Here is a 15,130-nt window from a genome sequence, read left to right as displayed (position 1 = left end):
TAGCGAGTAGCGAGTAGCGAGTAGCGAGTAGCGAGTAGCGAGTAGCGAGTAGCGAAATTATGTAGGGTTGGCGTTTAGCGTCAACCCTTTTTGTTTCTGTGTATCTAAGAAATGTTACGCACTTAGCTCTTGGATTTGAGCAACAATCGCCTTTAATCCATTGCCGCGAGATGGGCTTAGATGGGTAATTAAACCGATTTGTTCAAAGTATCCATCGATATCGAACGCTTGAATCTGCTCTGATGTTTTACCGTCATACGCAGCCATTACTAATGCAATCAGACCGCGCACGATACGCGCATCCGAATCAGCACAAAAGTACCAAACACCGTCGATACTTTGAGAAACCAACCACACTTGGCTTTCGCAACCAGAAACCACAACCTGATCACTTTTCAATTCATCAGGCATAGTTGGCAGTTTCTTACCCCATTGAATCACTTGGCGATAACGGTCTTCCCAGCCGCTGAATGTCTGCATCTTCGCGACAATATCATCACTGGTAATTTCAGTGCCGAATGGAGAGCTTGGGAGTGTGGTCATTTTAATATCCAGTCGATTATTAATTGAATAGAAGACGTTACTTAGTATGCTTTTGAACGATCTTTTCTACGATACGTGAAACCGCCACAAAACCAAACGTAGCCGTGACAACCGTTGCCGCACCAAAACCCGTCGCACAATCCATACGCTTTGGACCTTCTGCTGTTGCTTTCGCAGCACATACACTGCCGTCAGCTTGAGGGTATTTAAGTTGCTCAGTAGAGAACACACAATCGATGCCAAACTTACGTGCAGGGTTCTTAGGGAAATTATGATGACGACGTAATGTGTCTTTCAATTTCTTCGCGAGCGGATCTTGAATCGTCTTAGTCAGATCAGCCACTTTGATTTGAGTCGGGTCGACTTGCCCACCCGCACCACCCGTGGTGATCACTTTGATTTTGTTGCTACGACAATACGCCAACAGCGAAGCCTTAGCTTTCATGCTATCAATCGCATCTAGAACAAAATCAAACTCTTTCGATAGGTATTCAGCCTGATTCTCAGGACCAATAAAGTCATCAATCAGGCTCACTTTACACTCAGGGTTAATCAGCTTAACGCGCTCTGCCATCACTTCGATTTTGCTCTTGCCAACCGTACCCGACATAGCGTGGATTTGACGGTTGATGTTAGTCACGCACACGTCATCCATATCGATCAACGTCAGCTCACCTAAACCAGTACGAGCAAGCGCTTCAACAGCCCATGAACCCACGCCACCAATACCGATAACACACACGTGTGCGGCTCTAAGTATATCGACTTCACTATTGCCATACAGGCGACGAGTGCCACCAAATCGTTGGTCATAGTTTTCTGAAGCTGGAGTGGTCAATTCACGCATTGTTGCCGCCAATTTATTTCTGAGAAAAAGAAAAGAGTGCGTTTTATACGCACTCTTGAATAAAAAGTCTAGGGGATTAGCGATTCGCTTTCAATGCCCTATTTTATTGCCGTTTACTCAACCTTCTCAGGAGGCAAAGCCCAAGGCGCTTCGGTTGCGCTGCCATCTAGACCCAGCTTCCACACTCGACCAAAATGCTTGTAATGACCCGCTTCAGTACCCGCTCTTGGTCCCATACCGTGGTAGAGGTCTAAGTGGTTCTGCTTAACCGCACCACCGGTATCCAAAACCAATAGCAGTCTTAGTTGGTGCGCGCCGCTCCAAGTACCATCAGCATTCAGTAAGGGAACCTCAGCAAGGATAGGTGTGCCCATCGGGAGAATAGAACGATCACCTGCAACCGCCGCCATTGGCAACAATGGAATGCCTGCGCTGCCCATTACCGATAAATCTTCCCTAGAAGTAAAGAAAACAAAAGAAGGGTTTTGCTCAAGCAGCTCTTTTACCACTGAAGGCTCATTAGCCAACACCCACTCTTTAATGGCTTTTAATGACATTTTTTCGCGTGGAACTAAGCCTCGATCAATCAATACACGGCCAATGCTCACGTAAGCTTTGTTATTCTTCCCCGCATACGCGAAATATTTAAGTGTATCGTCGTCACCAAAATGGACAAAGCCACTGCCCTGCACTTCCATCATAAACGGGTCGATACGGTTTGCTGCGTAACCTAACTCCAAGCCTTGGCCTTCTAATGCACCGTTGTAGATCTCTTCGCGAGTAGGACAATCTTTATCACAATCAGGAAGTCCATAAACAGGGAATCGGTATTCTTCATTCGCTTCATGGCGCAGTTCCATCACAGGAGAAAAGTAGCCCGTGAACAAAACATTGCCTTGCTTATCACCACCACCAAGTTGAGCGGTTTGAACACCGAAGTTGGCTAGCTCGCTCGGATCACCACTTTGCATCGCCCACTCATTAAGTTGCTGATAAAGCGGTTCATAGATTTTTGCCATCGAAGGGGATTTAGAAACCACCATCTCAGCTTGTTCTGAAAATGCGGTGTAGTCTCTTGGTTTGTTAGATTCAACCTGATCGACCTTATTTAAGGTGCGGGGAAATTCATCATCAAGGTGTTGTTGAGCACGATCGGTTGGTTGAGCACAGCCAAATAGTAAAGAGGCGGCAACAAGGGGAAGCCATTTTTTAATCACAAGAGTCATCCTAAAAATTCTATGCATCGAGGATGACAAAAACGGTCAGATAACACAATCTTAGATTGTAAGAGTTTACAGTAAGATAACCTATCGAACGGAATTATCGATATAGCCTTTGAGGCGAAATACTGGGTTGTAGTGCCCATCTGAATCGAGCACCATTTCTGTATGATCAGCTTTGGTCATGCGGAAGCGATACGTTTTATCCCCCGCCTTATATTCAAAATAATTGCCATCGAACTCAAAGTTAGTCGAAATGACTGAACCACCGACTGAAACACCGTTGTCATTTAGCACAAATTCATCTGTCGCATAATGAGCAACATCTTGTTCAACCCAGGTGCCATAAAGCAAGTGATCGGGTGTTGCTGCATCTTGCACTCGATTAATAACATCACTAAAAAGAGACACCACCGCAAACGTACCGACCAACGCTAATGCCATTAAGCTGCGTTCAATGATCTTACGCTTCAATTTAGATTGGTTGCGTTGCTCAGCTTCACTGTAGAGGCCTTTAGTTATCTCATCGATCTTGTTCTTTCTTGCTGGAGCTTGTTGCATTCGGTAACTACTCATAAAGATGCTATGCGCATTCTACACTGAGACAGTTTATATAATGAACCCTAGATGAGAATAGTTTGCGCTTTATTCCAAAAAATGTGTTGTTTAGTTTTGAATTTAAATGCTAAATTAACGAATAAATAAACATAAATGGACTTGTTCTGTGAAATTAAGAAGTACAGCGCTAGTAAAAGGTTTCAGACAATCAACCCCTTACGTAAATGCTCACCGTGGCAAAACCATGGTAATTATGCTGGGAGGCGAAGCCGTTGCCGATAGAAACTTTGGTAACATTATTAGTGATATTGCCTTACTCCACAGCCTTGGGGTCAAGATTGTTCTTGTTCATGGGGCAAGACCGCAGATCAACCAACTGTTAGCAAAGCAAGATTGCCATACGCCTTATCACAAGAATATTAGGGTCACCGATGAGTATTCTCTGGGTGTTGCGATGCAGGCTGCAGGCCAATTACAACTCGCCATCACAGCTCGACTCTCAATGAGCCTGAACAACACCCCAATGGCGGGTACTCAACTGAATGTTATGAGTGGCAATTTTATTACTGCTCAACCGCTAGGTGTCGATGATGGTACAGATTACTGTCACAGCGGGCGTATTCGTCGAATTGATATTGAAGGGATCAATCGTACACTCGCCCAAGGCTCCATCGTCCTACTTGGCCCTATTGCCAGCTCGGTAACAGGCGAAAGCTTTAACCTGCTTTCTGAAGAGGTCGCAACTCAAGTGGCCATTCGTTTAAAGGCCGATAAGTTGATTGGCTTTTGCTCGGAGCAAGGGGTAACGGATCAAAACGGCAATGTACTCGCCGAACTTTTCCCTAAAGACGCAAAACAAATTCTAGAACGTTTAACTCAATCTCAAAACCCAGCTGAAGACATGAGTACAGGAACACTTCGATTCTTGAAAGGTGCAATCTCTGCTTGTCGTGCTGGTGTACCTCGCTGTCACTTAATCAGCTACAAAGTGGATGGCGCATTAATCCAAGAGCTGTTCTCTTTCGACGGTATTGGAACCCAAGTGGTCATGGCGAGTGCTGAGCAAGTCAGACAAGCTCAGATCGATGACATCGGTGGTATCTTTGACCTAATTCGCCCTCTTGAAGAACAAGGTATTCTCGTTCGTCGCTCAAGAGAGCAGCTAGAACAAGAAGTGCATCGTTTTACCATTATCGAAAAAGACGGTCTGATTATTGGTTGCGCTGCACTATACGCTTACCCGGAAGATCACATGGCAGAGATGGCCTGTGTTGCTATCCACCCTGACTACCGCGATGGAAACCGTGGGCAATTACTGCTGGATTACATGCGTCATCAATCCAAGTCGCGTGACATCGACCAAATATTTGTTCTTACCACACACAGCCTTCATTGGTTCCGCGAACAGGGGTTTTACGAGATAGGTGTTGATGAATTGCCAATGGAAAAACAGGGGCTATACAACTACCAAAGAAACTCGAAGATCTTAGCGTTGAACGTGTAAATAAAGTTTTGGACTAAAATCTCACTTTGATCGTAAATTAATTGCAAATGTAATCGTTTACTGTATAGGTTTTATCAAATATGCACTTTCACTCACACGGATTATTGTATAGAATTTAAGCGCTTTAATAATATTAACAAATGTTTTTATAGGAATTGCCATCTCGATAGTCGTATCGAACTCATTGAGATGGTAACTGCACGGATTGCTATACCCGTTAACGGTCAGCACGCTAGCAGTAGCTCTGCTCGTTAGTATAAACAGCAAAAAGAGCAACATTGATATGAGAACCATTGTTTGTAACTCGCTGCAAAGTTTTTGGGATATGGCTGATAACCAATTCTTAGAAGGGCTAGACGTACACTGCGTGTTCCCTGTGAGCGAGAACCTAAAAGAGTTTATTTTGAATTGCCAAGCAAAGTACAAGATAAACCATATATCGTTTACTCGAGCGTTTTTAGGCACGGATTCCTAATAACGTTCAAAGCAACCAGGGATGGTTGCTTTGTGTATACGATTTACCCTGCCATTTCGTAGTTTTACTTCCAGAAACACCTTCGCTAAAACTACTGACTGTTAGCTGGTTAAGCGACTTCCTAAACCACTGACTCGCTCTGTTTTGACCTTAATACCACGCTTCAACACATTCGTATCACTGAACATCATCAGTCGTTTCTTAGCACGTGTAATCCCCGTATAGATAAGTTCTCGCGTTAGAATTGGGCTGAAATCTGGCGGTAAGATCATCAAGGTCAGATCAAATTCGCTGCCCTGAGATTTGTGTATCGTCATCGCATACGCGGTTTCATGATCAGGCACTCGACTTGGTAGTACGGCTTTTACACTGCCATCGGGCAATTCAAAGTACACCTTCAATCGAGGGGCTGAGTTATCGTCAGTTGCAGAAGAGCGACTTGCATCAGCCTCAAGCATACAGATACCAATATCACCATTGTATAAGCCCAAGCCATGATCATTGCGTGTTACCATTACTGGTCGCCCGTGATACCAGAGTTCATCATTGTGCGGATTCACCAAGCGTCTTGCGGCAAGTGCCCTTTCGATTCTGTGGTTGAGGCCTTTAACACCAAAGTCACCTTCACGAATGGAACACAGCAATCGACACTGGCTGAACAAATCGAGAACCGATTTCGCTCTCGCTTCTTGAGTTTCTAATTCTTCTAGCGGCACATTCATTCTGTTGAGATACGCACCATACTCATTAACCAAAGTTCGCAGCATCAAGTTATAGCTGTCACTCGACAGGGGATGATTTTCGATATCCGCAAACCCTTTCGCAAACACTTGATCAACCTGATTAGCAGAGCCGTTATTGATCGCTTTTGCCAGTTGGCCGATACCTGAACGCGCATCAAAACGGTAACTCTTCTGCAGCATACACAAGCTATCTGCAATCGCAGGAGGGTTAACCGATCCAGCTTTGACCTGCCTTGGTTTAGCTATCGCATCAAAGCCTGTCATTTCCGCAATCAAGTTACCTTGCGCGCTGCTGTAACCGGCAGAATTGAATGAACAGATATCACCTAACACCGCACCCGCCTCAACAGAAGCGAGTTGATCTTTATCGCCAAGCAAGATAAGCCTTGCATGCTCAGGAAGCGCATCCACCAGCTTATACATCATCGACAGATCGACCATTGATGCTTCATCCACCACCAAGATATCAAGGTGAAGTGGATTGCGTCGGTTGTGTCTAAACTCAGCTCGATTAGGAATAGCGCCGAGCAGTCTGTGCAAAGTGCTCGATTCTGTTGGTATGTTGGCCTTTACTTCAGGCACCAGAGGTAGTTGTTCAATCGCTTTACCAATCGACTCAGTTAAACGCGCCGCCGCTTTACCTGTCGGAGCCACCAGCTTGATCGTCGGTATTTTATCTTGGCTGAGTGATTGCTCGACCATCGCCGACAGTAATTTGGTTACCGTGGTTGTTTTACCGGTACCCGGCCCACCAGAAATAACCGCAAAGCGACGACTTAACGCCACCGCTGCCGCTACTTTTTGCCAGTTCAAACAGACAGATAGTGGCACTAGACTATCCAGCACATCTAAATCAGTCACTTGTTTGGCTTGAACAATCACTTGATCGATAGAACCCCAATCCAAAGCCTGTTCGTCGACAATATCTAGATGGTCACACACTAACTGCTGACGTAATACCTGAGAGGTTTGTTGGTTTGCTTCAGCCTTGGCTAAGGCATTAAACAGGAAGTGATGACTACGTGCAAAAAGCTGATTGAGCGTTTCAGTCAGTGCTTTTTTCTGCTCAATATTGAACTCTACTGGCTTACTTAAACGGTTTAGAGTTTCAGCCAACACAACTTCGTAGTTCCAATAACGCTGTAAGTAGACACGTTGTCCATCAAACATTAGCGGCTTAACGCAGTCATTCGTTGTTCCAACTAGGTTAGATGATTGCAGAACAGTCACCCAATCAATACCCAACAGTTTTTGATTCAATTGCAGTGCCGTTTCACCGTACAAACCAAGCAACTGGCCAAGATCTGTCGTTAGTTCAGGGCCAGCCGTTTGAGCTTGTATAAGCTGAGTACAAATATGCCCCTTGCCTAATTCATGGCTTACAACGCCAGCTAGAAACCCTACCTCTTGAGAATGACTCGTCGCTTGCTGAGCAATAAAACGGGCAAACTGATAATCCAGCTGGCGAATTGAGCCCTTATCAGCGAGGAACTTTAGTACGTCCAGAAGCTGATCAGGGAGCAGGGAAACAGGCTTAACTGAGTTCACGGTCTCTGTGCTGGTATTAGTGGTGGTCGTTGTCATTATAGAAGCCCCATCTGTCCAGTTTCATTGTCATTCAATTGTGCTGAACGTCTGTCTATCACTTTGCCGTCAATCAATTGATCCATTTCATCGAGCAAAGCCAATGTAGGTTTAGCCGAGAAAATACCTTGTTGAGATTGGCCGTCCATTCCTCTTAAAAACAAGTAATAAACCCCACCAAAATGCTGCTCATAGCTGTAATCCGCAACGCGGCTGCGTAAGAAGCGGTGCAATGCCAACGCATAGATTTGATATTGCAGATCGTAGCGGTGATCAGCCATCGCCGATTTCAGTGCTTCACCATGGTAGACGGCAACGTCATCACCTAAATGGTTCGATTTCCAATCGAGTACATAGTATTTACCTTGATGTTCGAACACCAAATCGATGAAGCCTTTCAACATGCCTTGCACGGTTTGGAAACCTAGGTCGCCCGCTTTAGCCGACAACGGGTCATGATATTGAATGGTTTGATTCAATTCCGATGCGGCAAGCACTTCGATCGGTAGTAAGAATTCCATCTCAACTAAGCGTTGCGTTGAGTCTTTCTCGCTTAGCTTTAAGTTCTTACCATCCAGCGCGGTGTTCAGCACCGTATCGACCAGTTGTTGAAGCACAGGTAACCACTCTAGTTCGTATTGCTCCGACTCTAATAAGTGAGTGATTACTTGCGTGTTATGTTCGCTGGTTGCTGGCTCGGTAAATTCAACATCCTCAAACAAGGTGTGTAAGAAGGTACCCGGGCGAGCGCCGCGAGGGAACGTGAATATAGAACGTTCAGGTTCAATCAATTCCGACTCATCGTGTTCATCAGCCGAATCAATATCGAAGCCAGACACCTCAATCGTGGCATCATGACTTGCGCCGTGACTGCCTTGTTTTACAAGTCCCGAGTAACTGGTAATTCGCCAAGCTCGGTCTATTGAAGCCTTCAGTTCACTGGCCTGTAAGTCTTCACTCACTTGTTCTGTTTGTACAAACACTTGCTCATGAGCGGTTGGGGTTTCGGCTAACAACACACTTGAATTTTTGCCTTCAATTGCCGCTAGAGCTAGATTCAACTCGGCAATGCCTTGCTCTTGTCCATTTTGAACCAAGTAGCCCATGGCACTTAAGTGAACGCCGGTCGGCTCTTTGGTTGAACGCCCTTTACGTAGCGGTGCCATACCAATGAAACAACCGTAAACGGCACGAGTAAGCGCCACGTAAATCAAACGTAAGTCTTCCGCCAATCGCTCTTTGTCGGCTTGCGCTAAGGCACTGTCGCTACCCGTAATATCAAGCACTGTGGTATCTGATTCATGGTCGTAGAACTTACCTTCACTCGCTTCACGATAACTCGCCACGAACGGCAGGAATACTAGGTCATATTCCAAACCTTTCGATTTATGAATGGTAACGATTTGAACTAAGTTTCTCTCTGATTCAAGGCGTTGAATGTCGTCTTCACTGCCGCCTAAACCATTTTGCGCATCTGATATCGCTTCAGCTAGCCAACGTAACAAGCCATAGTCGCTGTCGAGTTCTTGCCTAGCTTGTTGTAACAATTCGCCAATGTGCATTAAATCAGTGAGTGAGCGCTCACCATTTTCTTCTTCTAGTAAGCGTTCCGCGAGATGTCGTTTACTGATCACGCTGCGCAGCATTGGTAGTACGCCACGCTGTAGCCACAACTTACGATATTCTCGGAATTCGTTAACGACGTTTTCCCAAACCACTTCATCGTTGTTGAGTTCATCCAATGATGCGGCATCCAGAGCAAATAATTCCGACGCCAAACTAGCGCGCAATGCACGGTCGTTTTCAGGCGTCAACACCGCTTGTAACAGGCGTTGAATATCTTGCGCGACCAAACTGGTGAATACACTGTCTCGGTTAGATAAGTACACGCTCGCAATGCCTTGCTCAGACAGCGCGTTCTTGATCAGACGACCTTCACTACCGGTTCTAACCAAGACAGCAATATCACCCGCATTCACGGCATGTTGTTTGTTACCGTTATCAAAATAGGCTTGCTGGTTTTGAGAAGCGGTCAGAATGGCTTGAATTTGACTCGCCGTCGCCTCGGCCATTGCCTTGTGATATTCGCCTTTCGGTAAGGGCTTGTCTTCCGCCTCTTGCAGCCAAAAGGTGAGCGCGTGCTGAGTTTCACCATTCATCACCCATTGGCGTTTGTCGGCCGATGGGCTGGCTGCTACGGACAAAAATGGAATGTCTTGGTCGTAGATAAACGGGCTATCCGAATTCATAAACACTTGGTTTACTGCGCTGACCATATCAGCACTCGAACGCCAGTTGGTGCCTAACGTGTAGTGAGCACTAACTTGGTTTCTTGCCTTGATATAAGTAAAGATATCTGCACCGCGGAAACCATAGATAGCCTGCTTAGGGTCACCGATCATAAACAGGCCACATTGCGGATTGTCTAAATAGATTCGACTAAAAATACTGTATTGCAGCGGATCGGTATCTTGGAATTCATCAATCATCGCCACTGGGTATAAGGTGCGGATCCTCTCCACCAGCAGTGATTGCTCATCCACATCAATGGACGCGGATAACTGAGTCAGCAAATCATCAAACGATAACCACTGCTTTTGTTGTTTAGCTTTGGCTAACATGGTTCGACAATGAGTAATCGCATGTGCCAACAAGGGGGCTTTCAGGTCTGCAGGAGAATTTAAGAACTCCTCAATCGCTTCGAAAACGGCGTGCTGAGGTGCAGTGCCTTTCGGTGTTTTTTCAATTAACGTGGCTTGAGAGAACTTCTCTAGTTTATCTGGAAACTGGTAATCATGAGTGTCGCTCTGCGCCCATGCTGTGACGGCTTCTAACCAAGTCGGCAAAGACTTCTTGGTGTAGCTGCGCTTGTTGACATCTGAACCTGAAATCAAAGCCAAAAAGTCCGCTTCAGATTCACACCACAGCGCTTTAAGTTGCTTCACTTTATCTAGGTTTTGATTGTGCAGTGTTTGTAAGTCACCCGACATTGCTTCGACGGTTAGCTTTAATGGAGACCCTGTCAGGTAGCGATTGACATCAGCTAATAATGAAGCGGGAGAGCCCCAAATATTACGAACCTCACCTGCTAATTGAATTGGCAGCGGGTAGAACTGTTTACGCCAATAGTCGGCAACCACTTGTGCTTTCAGATGGCTTTCATCGGTCACAAATTCATTGTCAAAGCGGCTTCCAGACTCGAAGGCATTTTGAGTCAACATTCGCTGACAGAAACCGTGAATGGTGTAGACCGCGGCCTCATCCATTTGTCTTTCGGCATTGAGTAGGGTTTTCGCAGCACCAGTATGATCATCGATGGCTTGTAACAGAGGAGCAATCACTGGGTCGTCACTTTGCCCACGTGCAAACGCAATGCGTGCATCATGGATTCGAGCACGAATACGATCACGTAGCTCTGCCGTTGCCGCTTCAGTAAAGGTCACAACCAAGATTTGGTCTACGGTTAGCGGCTCATGGTGTCGAGTGGCTTCAGTCAGATCACCTTGTGGAGCGGCCGTGCCGTGCCCGAGCAGTAGGCGCAAGTACAAGCCAGCGATGGTAAATGTTTTACCCGTACCCGCTGATGCTTCAATTAAACGCGCGCCATGAAGTGGAAACGTCATGGTATCGAGTGTCTGTGGAGCGATTACCTGAACACTGCTTGTGGTCGTCATGCCTTACTGCCTTCTGATAAATGTGTTGTTACAAATGTGACCTAGCGTGGAAAACGTCATTCAATTTACGTCCTACGCTAATTTGTTAATAGTTAGTGCGATCTCTCTCACGGATCAATTCAGATCGCCTCGCTACTATGCGCCCACGAGTTCAGGAGCGCGTACGAGTTTTGTACTTTACTGCGTTACTTTGAACCACAGAATAATGGTCCCTCTGACCTGTGGCCGTACAGCGAACGCCCTACACTAATAATGATTTACTGGCGGCCACTTTATTTCCTGTACCTTGCTTTTCTTCACCTTGATTCCCTTCACCTGGAAAGCAGGCATCCCAAATGCTGACCAGCGACTCTCTTTCGTTTTTCATTAATTCAGCGCGCACGCTATTGATCTTGTCGATCACAACTACTTACTCCTGATCTTCTAGATCGGCTGCAGCCAACCTTGCCGCCTGTAACACAAGCGTTGAATACATACGCGACTCAGTAGCCAGTTCATCGTCCCAATTAGACCAAATACGTGAGATATAGGTATCTCGGCCCTCGCCCGTGAAAGCGAAGCTATCATTAAAAGTATCGGCCATTTTCTTGAGCGACTTTTCTTCGTCATCGACCCACTTACCACGGCTAAAGCCCGCTTCAACACCAGCCAATGCGGTTTTCGGGAAATAAGGCAATGGTGCAGTCATGCCTTGGTAAAACAGTCGGACTAACTCAGCTAGCAAACTCTTCGCCTGCTGCGCATCGCCGATAGGTTGTAGCGTTTGGTGAACCACGCCCTCTTTTCTGTCGTAGCCAATAATATGGGTCGTTTTTCCGTGTCCCATGACTGCACAACATAGATGATCAATCCACGCTGCCAAATAATCTTGAGAGCGTATTTTACCGCTGCGGAAACGCACTAGACCCGATTGATAGTTTTGAGTTAACCAACCCATCAAGTGAACAGGTTTGCCTTCGCCTAACACATCAAATTCGATATTCACTTCGAGATCTTGTTGCGGTGATCCGCTCACAAATCGAATCTCTTTAGCTAAGTCTTCCGCTTGAACACGGTTGGTTTCAAATTCGATATCACCAAAGGCGCCAACCGGTAATCGGCCCTGTGCTTTTTGTTCAGAGACAAACAATCGAACCGCTTCGTCTGCGCCTTCAGGGTGGTCCAGTAACACTTGCAGCAAAGCATCCTTAAGTTGGAAACTCTCTAAACCATTAAGTACAAATGGCTCATCGTCTTCCATCACAGGAAGTGGCGGCTCAAATACCACTTTTAGACGACGATTAAAGAAGTACTGCACTGGCAAACGCCAAAAACGCTGTAACTCAACCAAATCGAGTTCTAACGGGTACGTCGCACCCAACAAATAGTCATCCAATGCACGATTGAATTCACCACTGCGTTCACCGGAACGGTTAGCCGCTGGAAGCCACTCTTTGGCGTAACTCAACACATGGCTTGCATCACCTTGAGTAAAGGCTGCTGGGCTAAACGGTGTCATGGTGTGTTCAAAGCTGATCGCTTGAGTCAGGTTGATGCCTGAATCATCACTTGGTAAGGCTTGGTCGTCACTCAAACAATAGTTCTGTTGGCAGTATTCAATCAACTCTGAAACCAATACCGACGGCACTCGCTCAGTATTATCTTGAATCGAACGGCCGACATAGCTGATGTACAAGCATTCTTGCGCCGACAGCATCGCCTCTAAGAATAGATAGCGGTCATCATCACGACGAGAACGATCGCCCGCCCGTGTGCGTCCGTTCATTAGATCAAAACCTTCTGGCGGCATTGAGCGAGGGTAAACACCATCATTCATACCTAACAAACAGACGGTTTTGAACGGAATAGAACGCATCGGCATCAAGGTACAAAAGTTAACTTGGCCAGCTAAGAATCGCTGGCTAATACGCGCGCCAGATAACTTATTATTGAGGTACTGGTAGATAATACTTGGCGACAACTCTTGTTCATACAAGGCATCATCAAGCTGTTCATTCAGTTGCGAAAGCGCATCACGTATCGACTTAAGCACCACCTCGCCTTCCAGTTCAACAGCAAAGAAATCATCAATCATTTGCAGCAAGGTTTCACGCCACATATCGATAGATTGTGTTTCAGTCAGGCGTTGACGGTAATGGGCAATACGATCGATAAAGTGAGCTAACTTACCTGCAAGTTCGGCGTTAATGCCTTGAACTTCGTTATAAGCGGCAATCGGAGAGTGTTCAGTTTCAAATAAACCCGCAGAATCCGACATCGCATATCCTAATAACATGCGCTGAATGCCGAATAGCCAAGTATTTTGCTCGGTCGCAGGTAGATCAAATTCTGTCGCAGTTGAAGCATCGACACCCCAACGGATACCCGCTTCTTCAACCCATTGCTTAGCTTGCTCGAATTGAAACTCGTCAATACCAAAGCGTGCCATCATCGCAGGAATTTCTAACAGCTCTAGCAACTCAGAGGCTAAACAGCGCGTATTCGGTAGCGCGACTAACTGCATGAAAGCGGTCAGAATTGGGCTTTCTTGGTCTGCGGTTCTATCAGAGATCGAGTAAGGGATATAACGCTCACCAGGAGCATTACCAAATACCGCCTGAATCGCTGGGCTATAAGCATTAATGTCAGACACCATCACGATGATATCGCGTGGTTTCAGGGTCGGGTCGGTATCAAACATCGCCAACAACTGATCATGAAGAACTTCCACCTCGCGCATTGGGCTGTGACAAGCGTGTACAGTTAACGAGCGATCGCCAAGCTCAACCACCTGTTTATGGTTGCTGGAATCCAAAACCTCATCATTGCGATGCTCTTCCAATTCAAGGATATCTCTTTGAATTTGATGCAATAAGCCATCTCGCTCTACATCAATAAAAAATTGATACTCCTCAGTATCTCCCTCAGAGAGCAAAAGTAAGTTATCTCGTCCTAATTTTCCCATCGAAGCTAATAAATTATTTCCAATGGCATTATCAATATGCAGTTCATCATGCACTTCATATTTCCCACCTTCCATTAAGGAAGACGAGCCAGCTGATGAGAGCATATTATTAGACAAAGCGAGCTTTTTACGTTGCTTAGCCTCAAATCTTGCTAAATCTTTGAGGCTTTTGATGTCTCCCCAATAAGGCTTACTTGGGTTAGTAAACATCAGATGCACATCAACCTGCTCACCCAGAGCTTTCAATGCATCCATGTAACGAGGAGGCAACGAAGAAATACCAAACACAAATAAGCGTTTAGGCAGATGTTGCAATTGGCCTTGTTGCTTGGCTAGCGCTTCAATGAAGTCGTGATACAAGTTCCCACGGTGGTATTTTGATTGGCCTTGAGACAAGGTTTGCTCATAGAGTGCTTGCCACAAAATCGGTTGCCAAGGGTGAGCTTGCTGCCCTTCATCATCGACCAACTCAGCAACGGGCTCTCCCGCTTCCCACATCGCCATCCATTCAGGCCGATACACCAAGTAACCATCGAAGATATCGGCAATTTTCTCGGCTAATTGATACAACTTAGAGTCATCTTCGTCGTTTTCAAGATAACGTTGCAGAGGTAAGAAATCAGGGTGGTCAAGCTTAGCCGGTAGCAAACTCATCAACTTCCACGTCATCGCTTCTTTGTTAAAAGCACTGCGTTTAGGTACATCAGGAAGCACTTGGGTAAACATATCCCAAATGAAGGTTGCTGGAAGAGGAAAGTCTATATTTGCTGCTACACCAAACTCTTTGGCGAGTTCCATCTTAAGCCATTGAGACATACCTGGGCTCTGAACCAAGATCTGCTCTTTTTCGAAAGGGTTGGCTAAAGGATCACTTTTGATTAAGTGAACGAGAAGGATTTTTAAAGTATCGACGTTATTGGAATGGTAAACAGTAAACAAAGTGCACTCACGCTAATCTTGCCACAATATAAAGCCAGATTAGCATAAGTGCCGAGTTTGGATTAGGAATATAAGCTTATGAAATACTGAAAACTTAAG

General features: G+C 45.8%; 10 protein-coding genes. 2 read left to right on the top strand and 8 right to left on the bottom strand.

Features of this window, described 5'->3' with window-relative positions; translation table 11 throughout:
- Window positions 1-114: 114 nt before the first annotated feature.
- The 4 genes from csdE to OW495_RS17295 form a co-directional block, all read right to left on the bottom strand.
- Window positions 115-543 (bottom strand): cysteine desulfurase sulfur acceptor subunit CsdE, encoded by a 429-nt coding sequence (csdE, locus tag OW495_RS17310; RefSeq protein ID WP_289887580.1) that lies wholly within the window; start codon window positions 541-543, stop codon window positions 115-117.
- Window positions 544-580: 37 nt separating this feature from the next.
- The gene (tcdA, locus tag OW495_RS17305) at window positions 581-1,390 is read right to left on the bottom strand and encodes a tRNA cyclic N6-threonylcarbamoyladenosine(37) synthase TcdA (RefSeq protein WP_289887579.1); all 810 of its coding nucleotides are present in this window, start codon (window positions 1,388-1,390) and stop codon (window positions 581-583) included.
- A 113-nt stretch (window positions 1,391-1,503) separates the two neighbouring features.
- Window positions 1,504-2,616 carry a murein transglycosylase A gene (gene mltA / locus OW495_RS17300; RefSeq protein WP_017110217.1) on the bottom strand — a complete coding sequence of 371 codons (1,113 nt, stop codon included), beginning with the start codon at window positions 2,614-2,616 and terminating at the stop codon, window positions 1,504-1,506.
- Between the two features lie 81 nt (window positions 2,617-2,697).
- Window positions 2,698-3,171: a DUF2850 domain-containing protein gene (locus tag OW495_RS17295; protein ID WP_102517859.1), complete on the bottom strand. Its 474-nt coding sequence runs from the start codon at window positions 3,169-3,171 to the stop codon at window positions 2,698-2,700.
- Window positions 3,172-3,334: 163 nt separating this feature from the next.
- On the opposite strand from OW495_RS17295, the gene argA reads away from it, so the two are divergent.
- A complete protein-coding gene (gene argA / locus OW495_RS17290) occupies window positions 3,335-4,672 on the top strand; it encodes an amino-acid N-acetyltransferase (RefSeq protein WP_017110219.1) in 1,338 nt (445 codons plus the stop codon).
- 283 nt (window positions 4,673-4,955) lie between these two features.
- Entirely contained in the window at window positions 4,956-5,147 is a 192-nt protein-coding gene (locus OW495_RS17285; RefSeq protein ID WP_008223046.1) for a hypothetical protein, read from the top strand.
- A 101-nt stretch (window positions 5,148-5,248) separates the two neighbouring features.
- On the opposite strand, the gene recD is transcribed toward OW495_RS17285, so the two are convergent.
- The 4 genes from recD to recC all read right to left on the bottom strand — a co-directional run bounded on the left by recD (window position 5,249) and on the right by recC (window position 15,031).
- Window positions 5,249-7,474, bottom strand: coding sequence for an exodeoxyribonuclease V subunit alpha (gene recD / locus OW495_RS17280; RefSeq protein WP_289887578.1), 2,226 nt, complete (start codon window positions 7,472-7,474; stop codon window positions 5,249-5,251).
- Window positions 7,474-11,148, bottom strand: a complete 3,675-nt coding sequence (recB, locus tag OW495_RS17275; protein ID WP_289887577.1) for an exodeoxyribonuclease V subunit beta — start codon at window positions 11,146-11,148, stop codon at window positions 7,474-7,476. Before recB ends, recD begins: the two co-directional genes overlap by 1 nt.
- Window positions 11,149-11,389: 241 nt before the next feature.
- Complete coding sequence (locus OW495_RS17270) at window positions 11,390-11,551, bottom strand: hypothetical protein (RefSeq protein ID WP_289887576.1); 162 nt, start codon at window positions 11,549-11,551, stop codon at window positions 11,390-11,392.
- A 6-nt stretch (window positions 11,552-11,557) separates the two neighbouring features.
- Window positions 11,558-15,031 carry an exodeoxyribonuclease V subunit gamma gene (gene recC / locus OW495_RS17265; protein ID WP_289887575.1) on the bottom strand — a complete coding sequence of 1,158 codons (3,474 nt, stop codon included), beginning with the start codon at window positions 15,029-15,031 and terminating at the stop codon, window positions 11,558-11,560.
- Between the last annotated feature and the right edge of the window lie 99 nt (window positions 15,032-15,130).

Origin of the sequence: Vibrio sp. 14N.309.X.WAT.E.F5 (assembly GCF_030397615.1) — a bacterium.
GTDB lineage: Bacteria > Pseudomonadota > Gammaproteobacteria > Enterobacterales > Vibrionaceae > Vibrio > Vibrio lentus.
The sequence above is the reverse complement of the archived record's forward strand: the minus strand, read 5'-3'. Positions and strand labels throughout refer to the sequence as shown.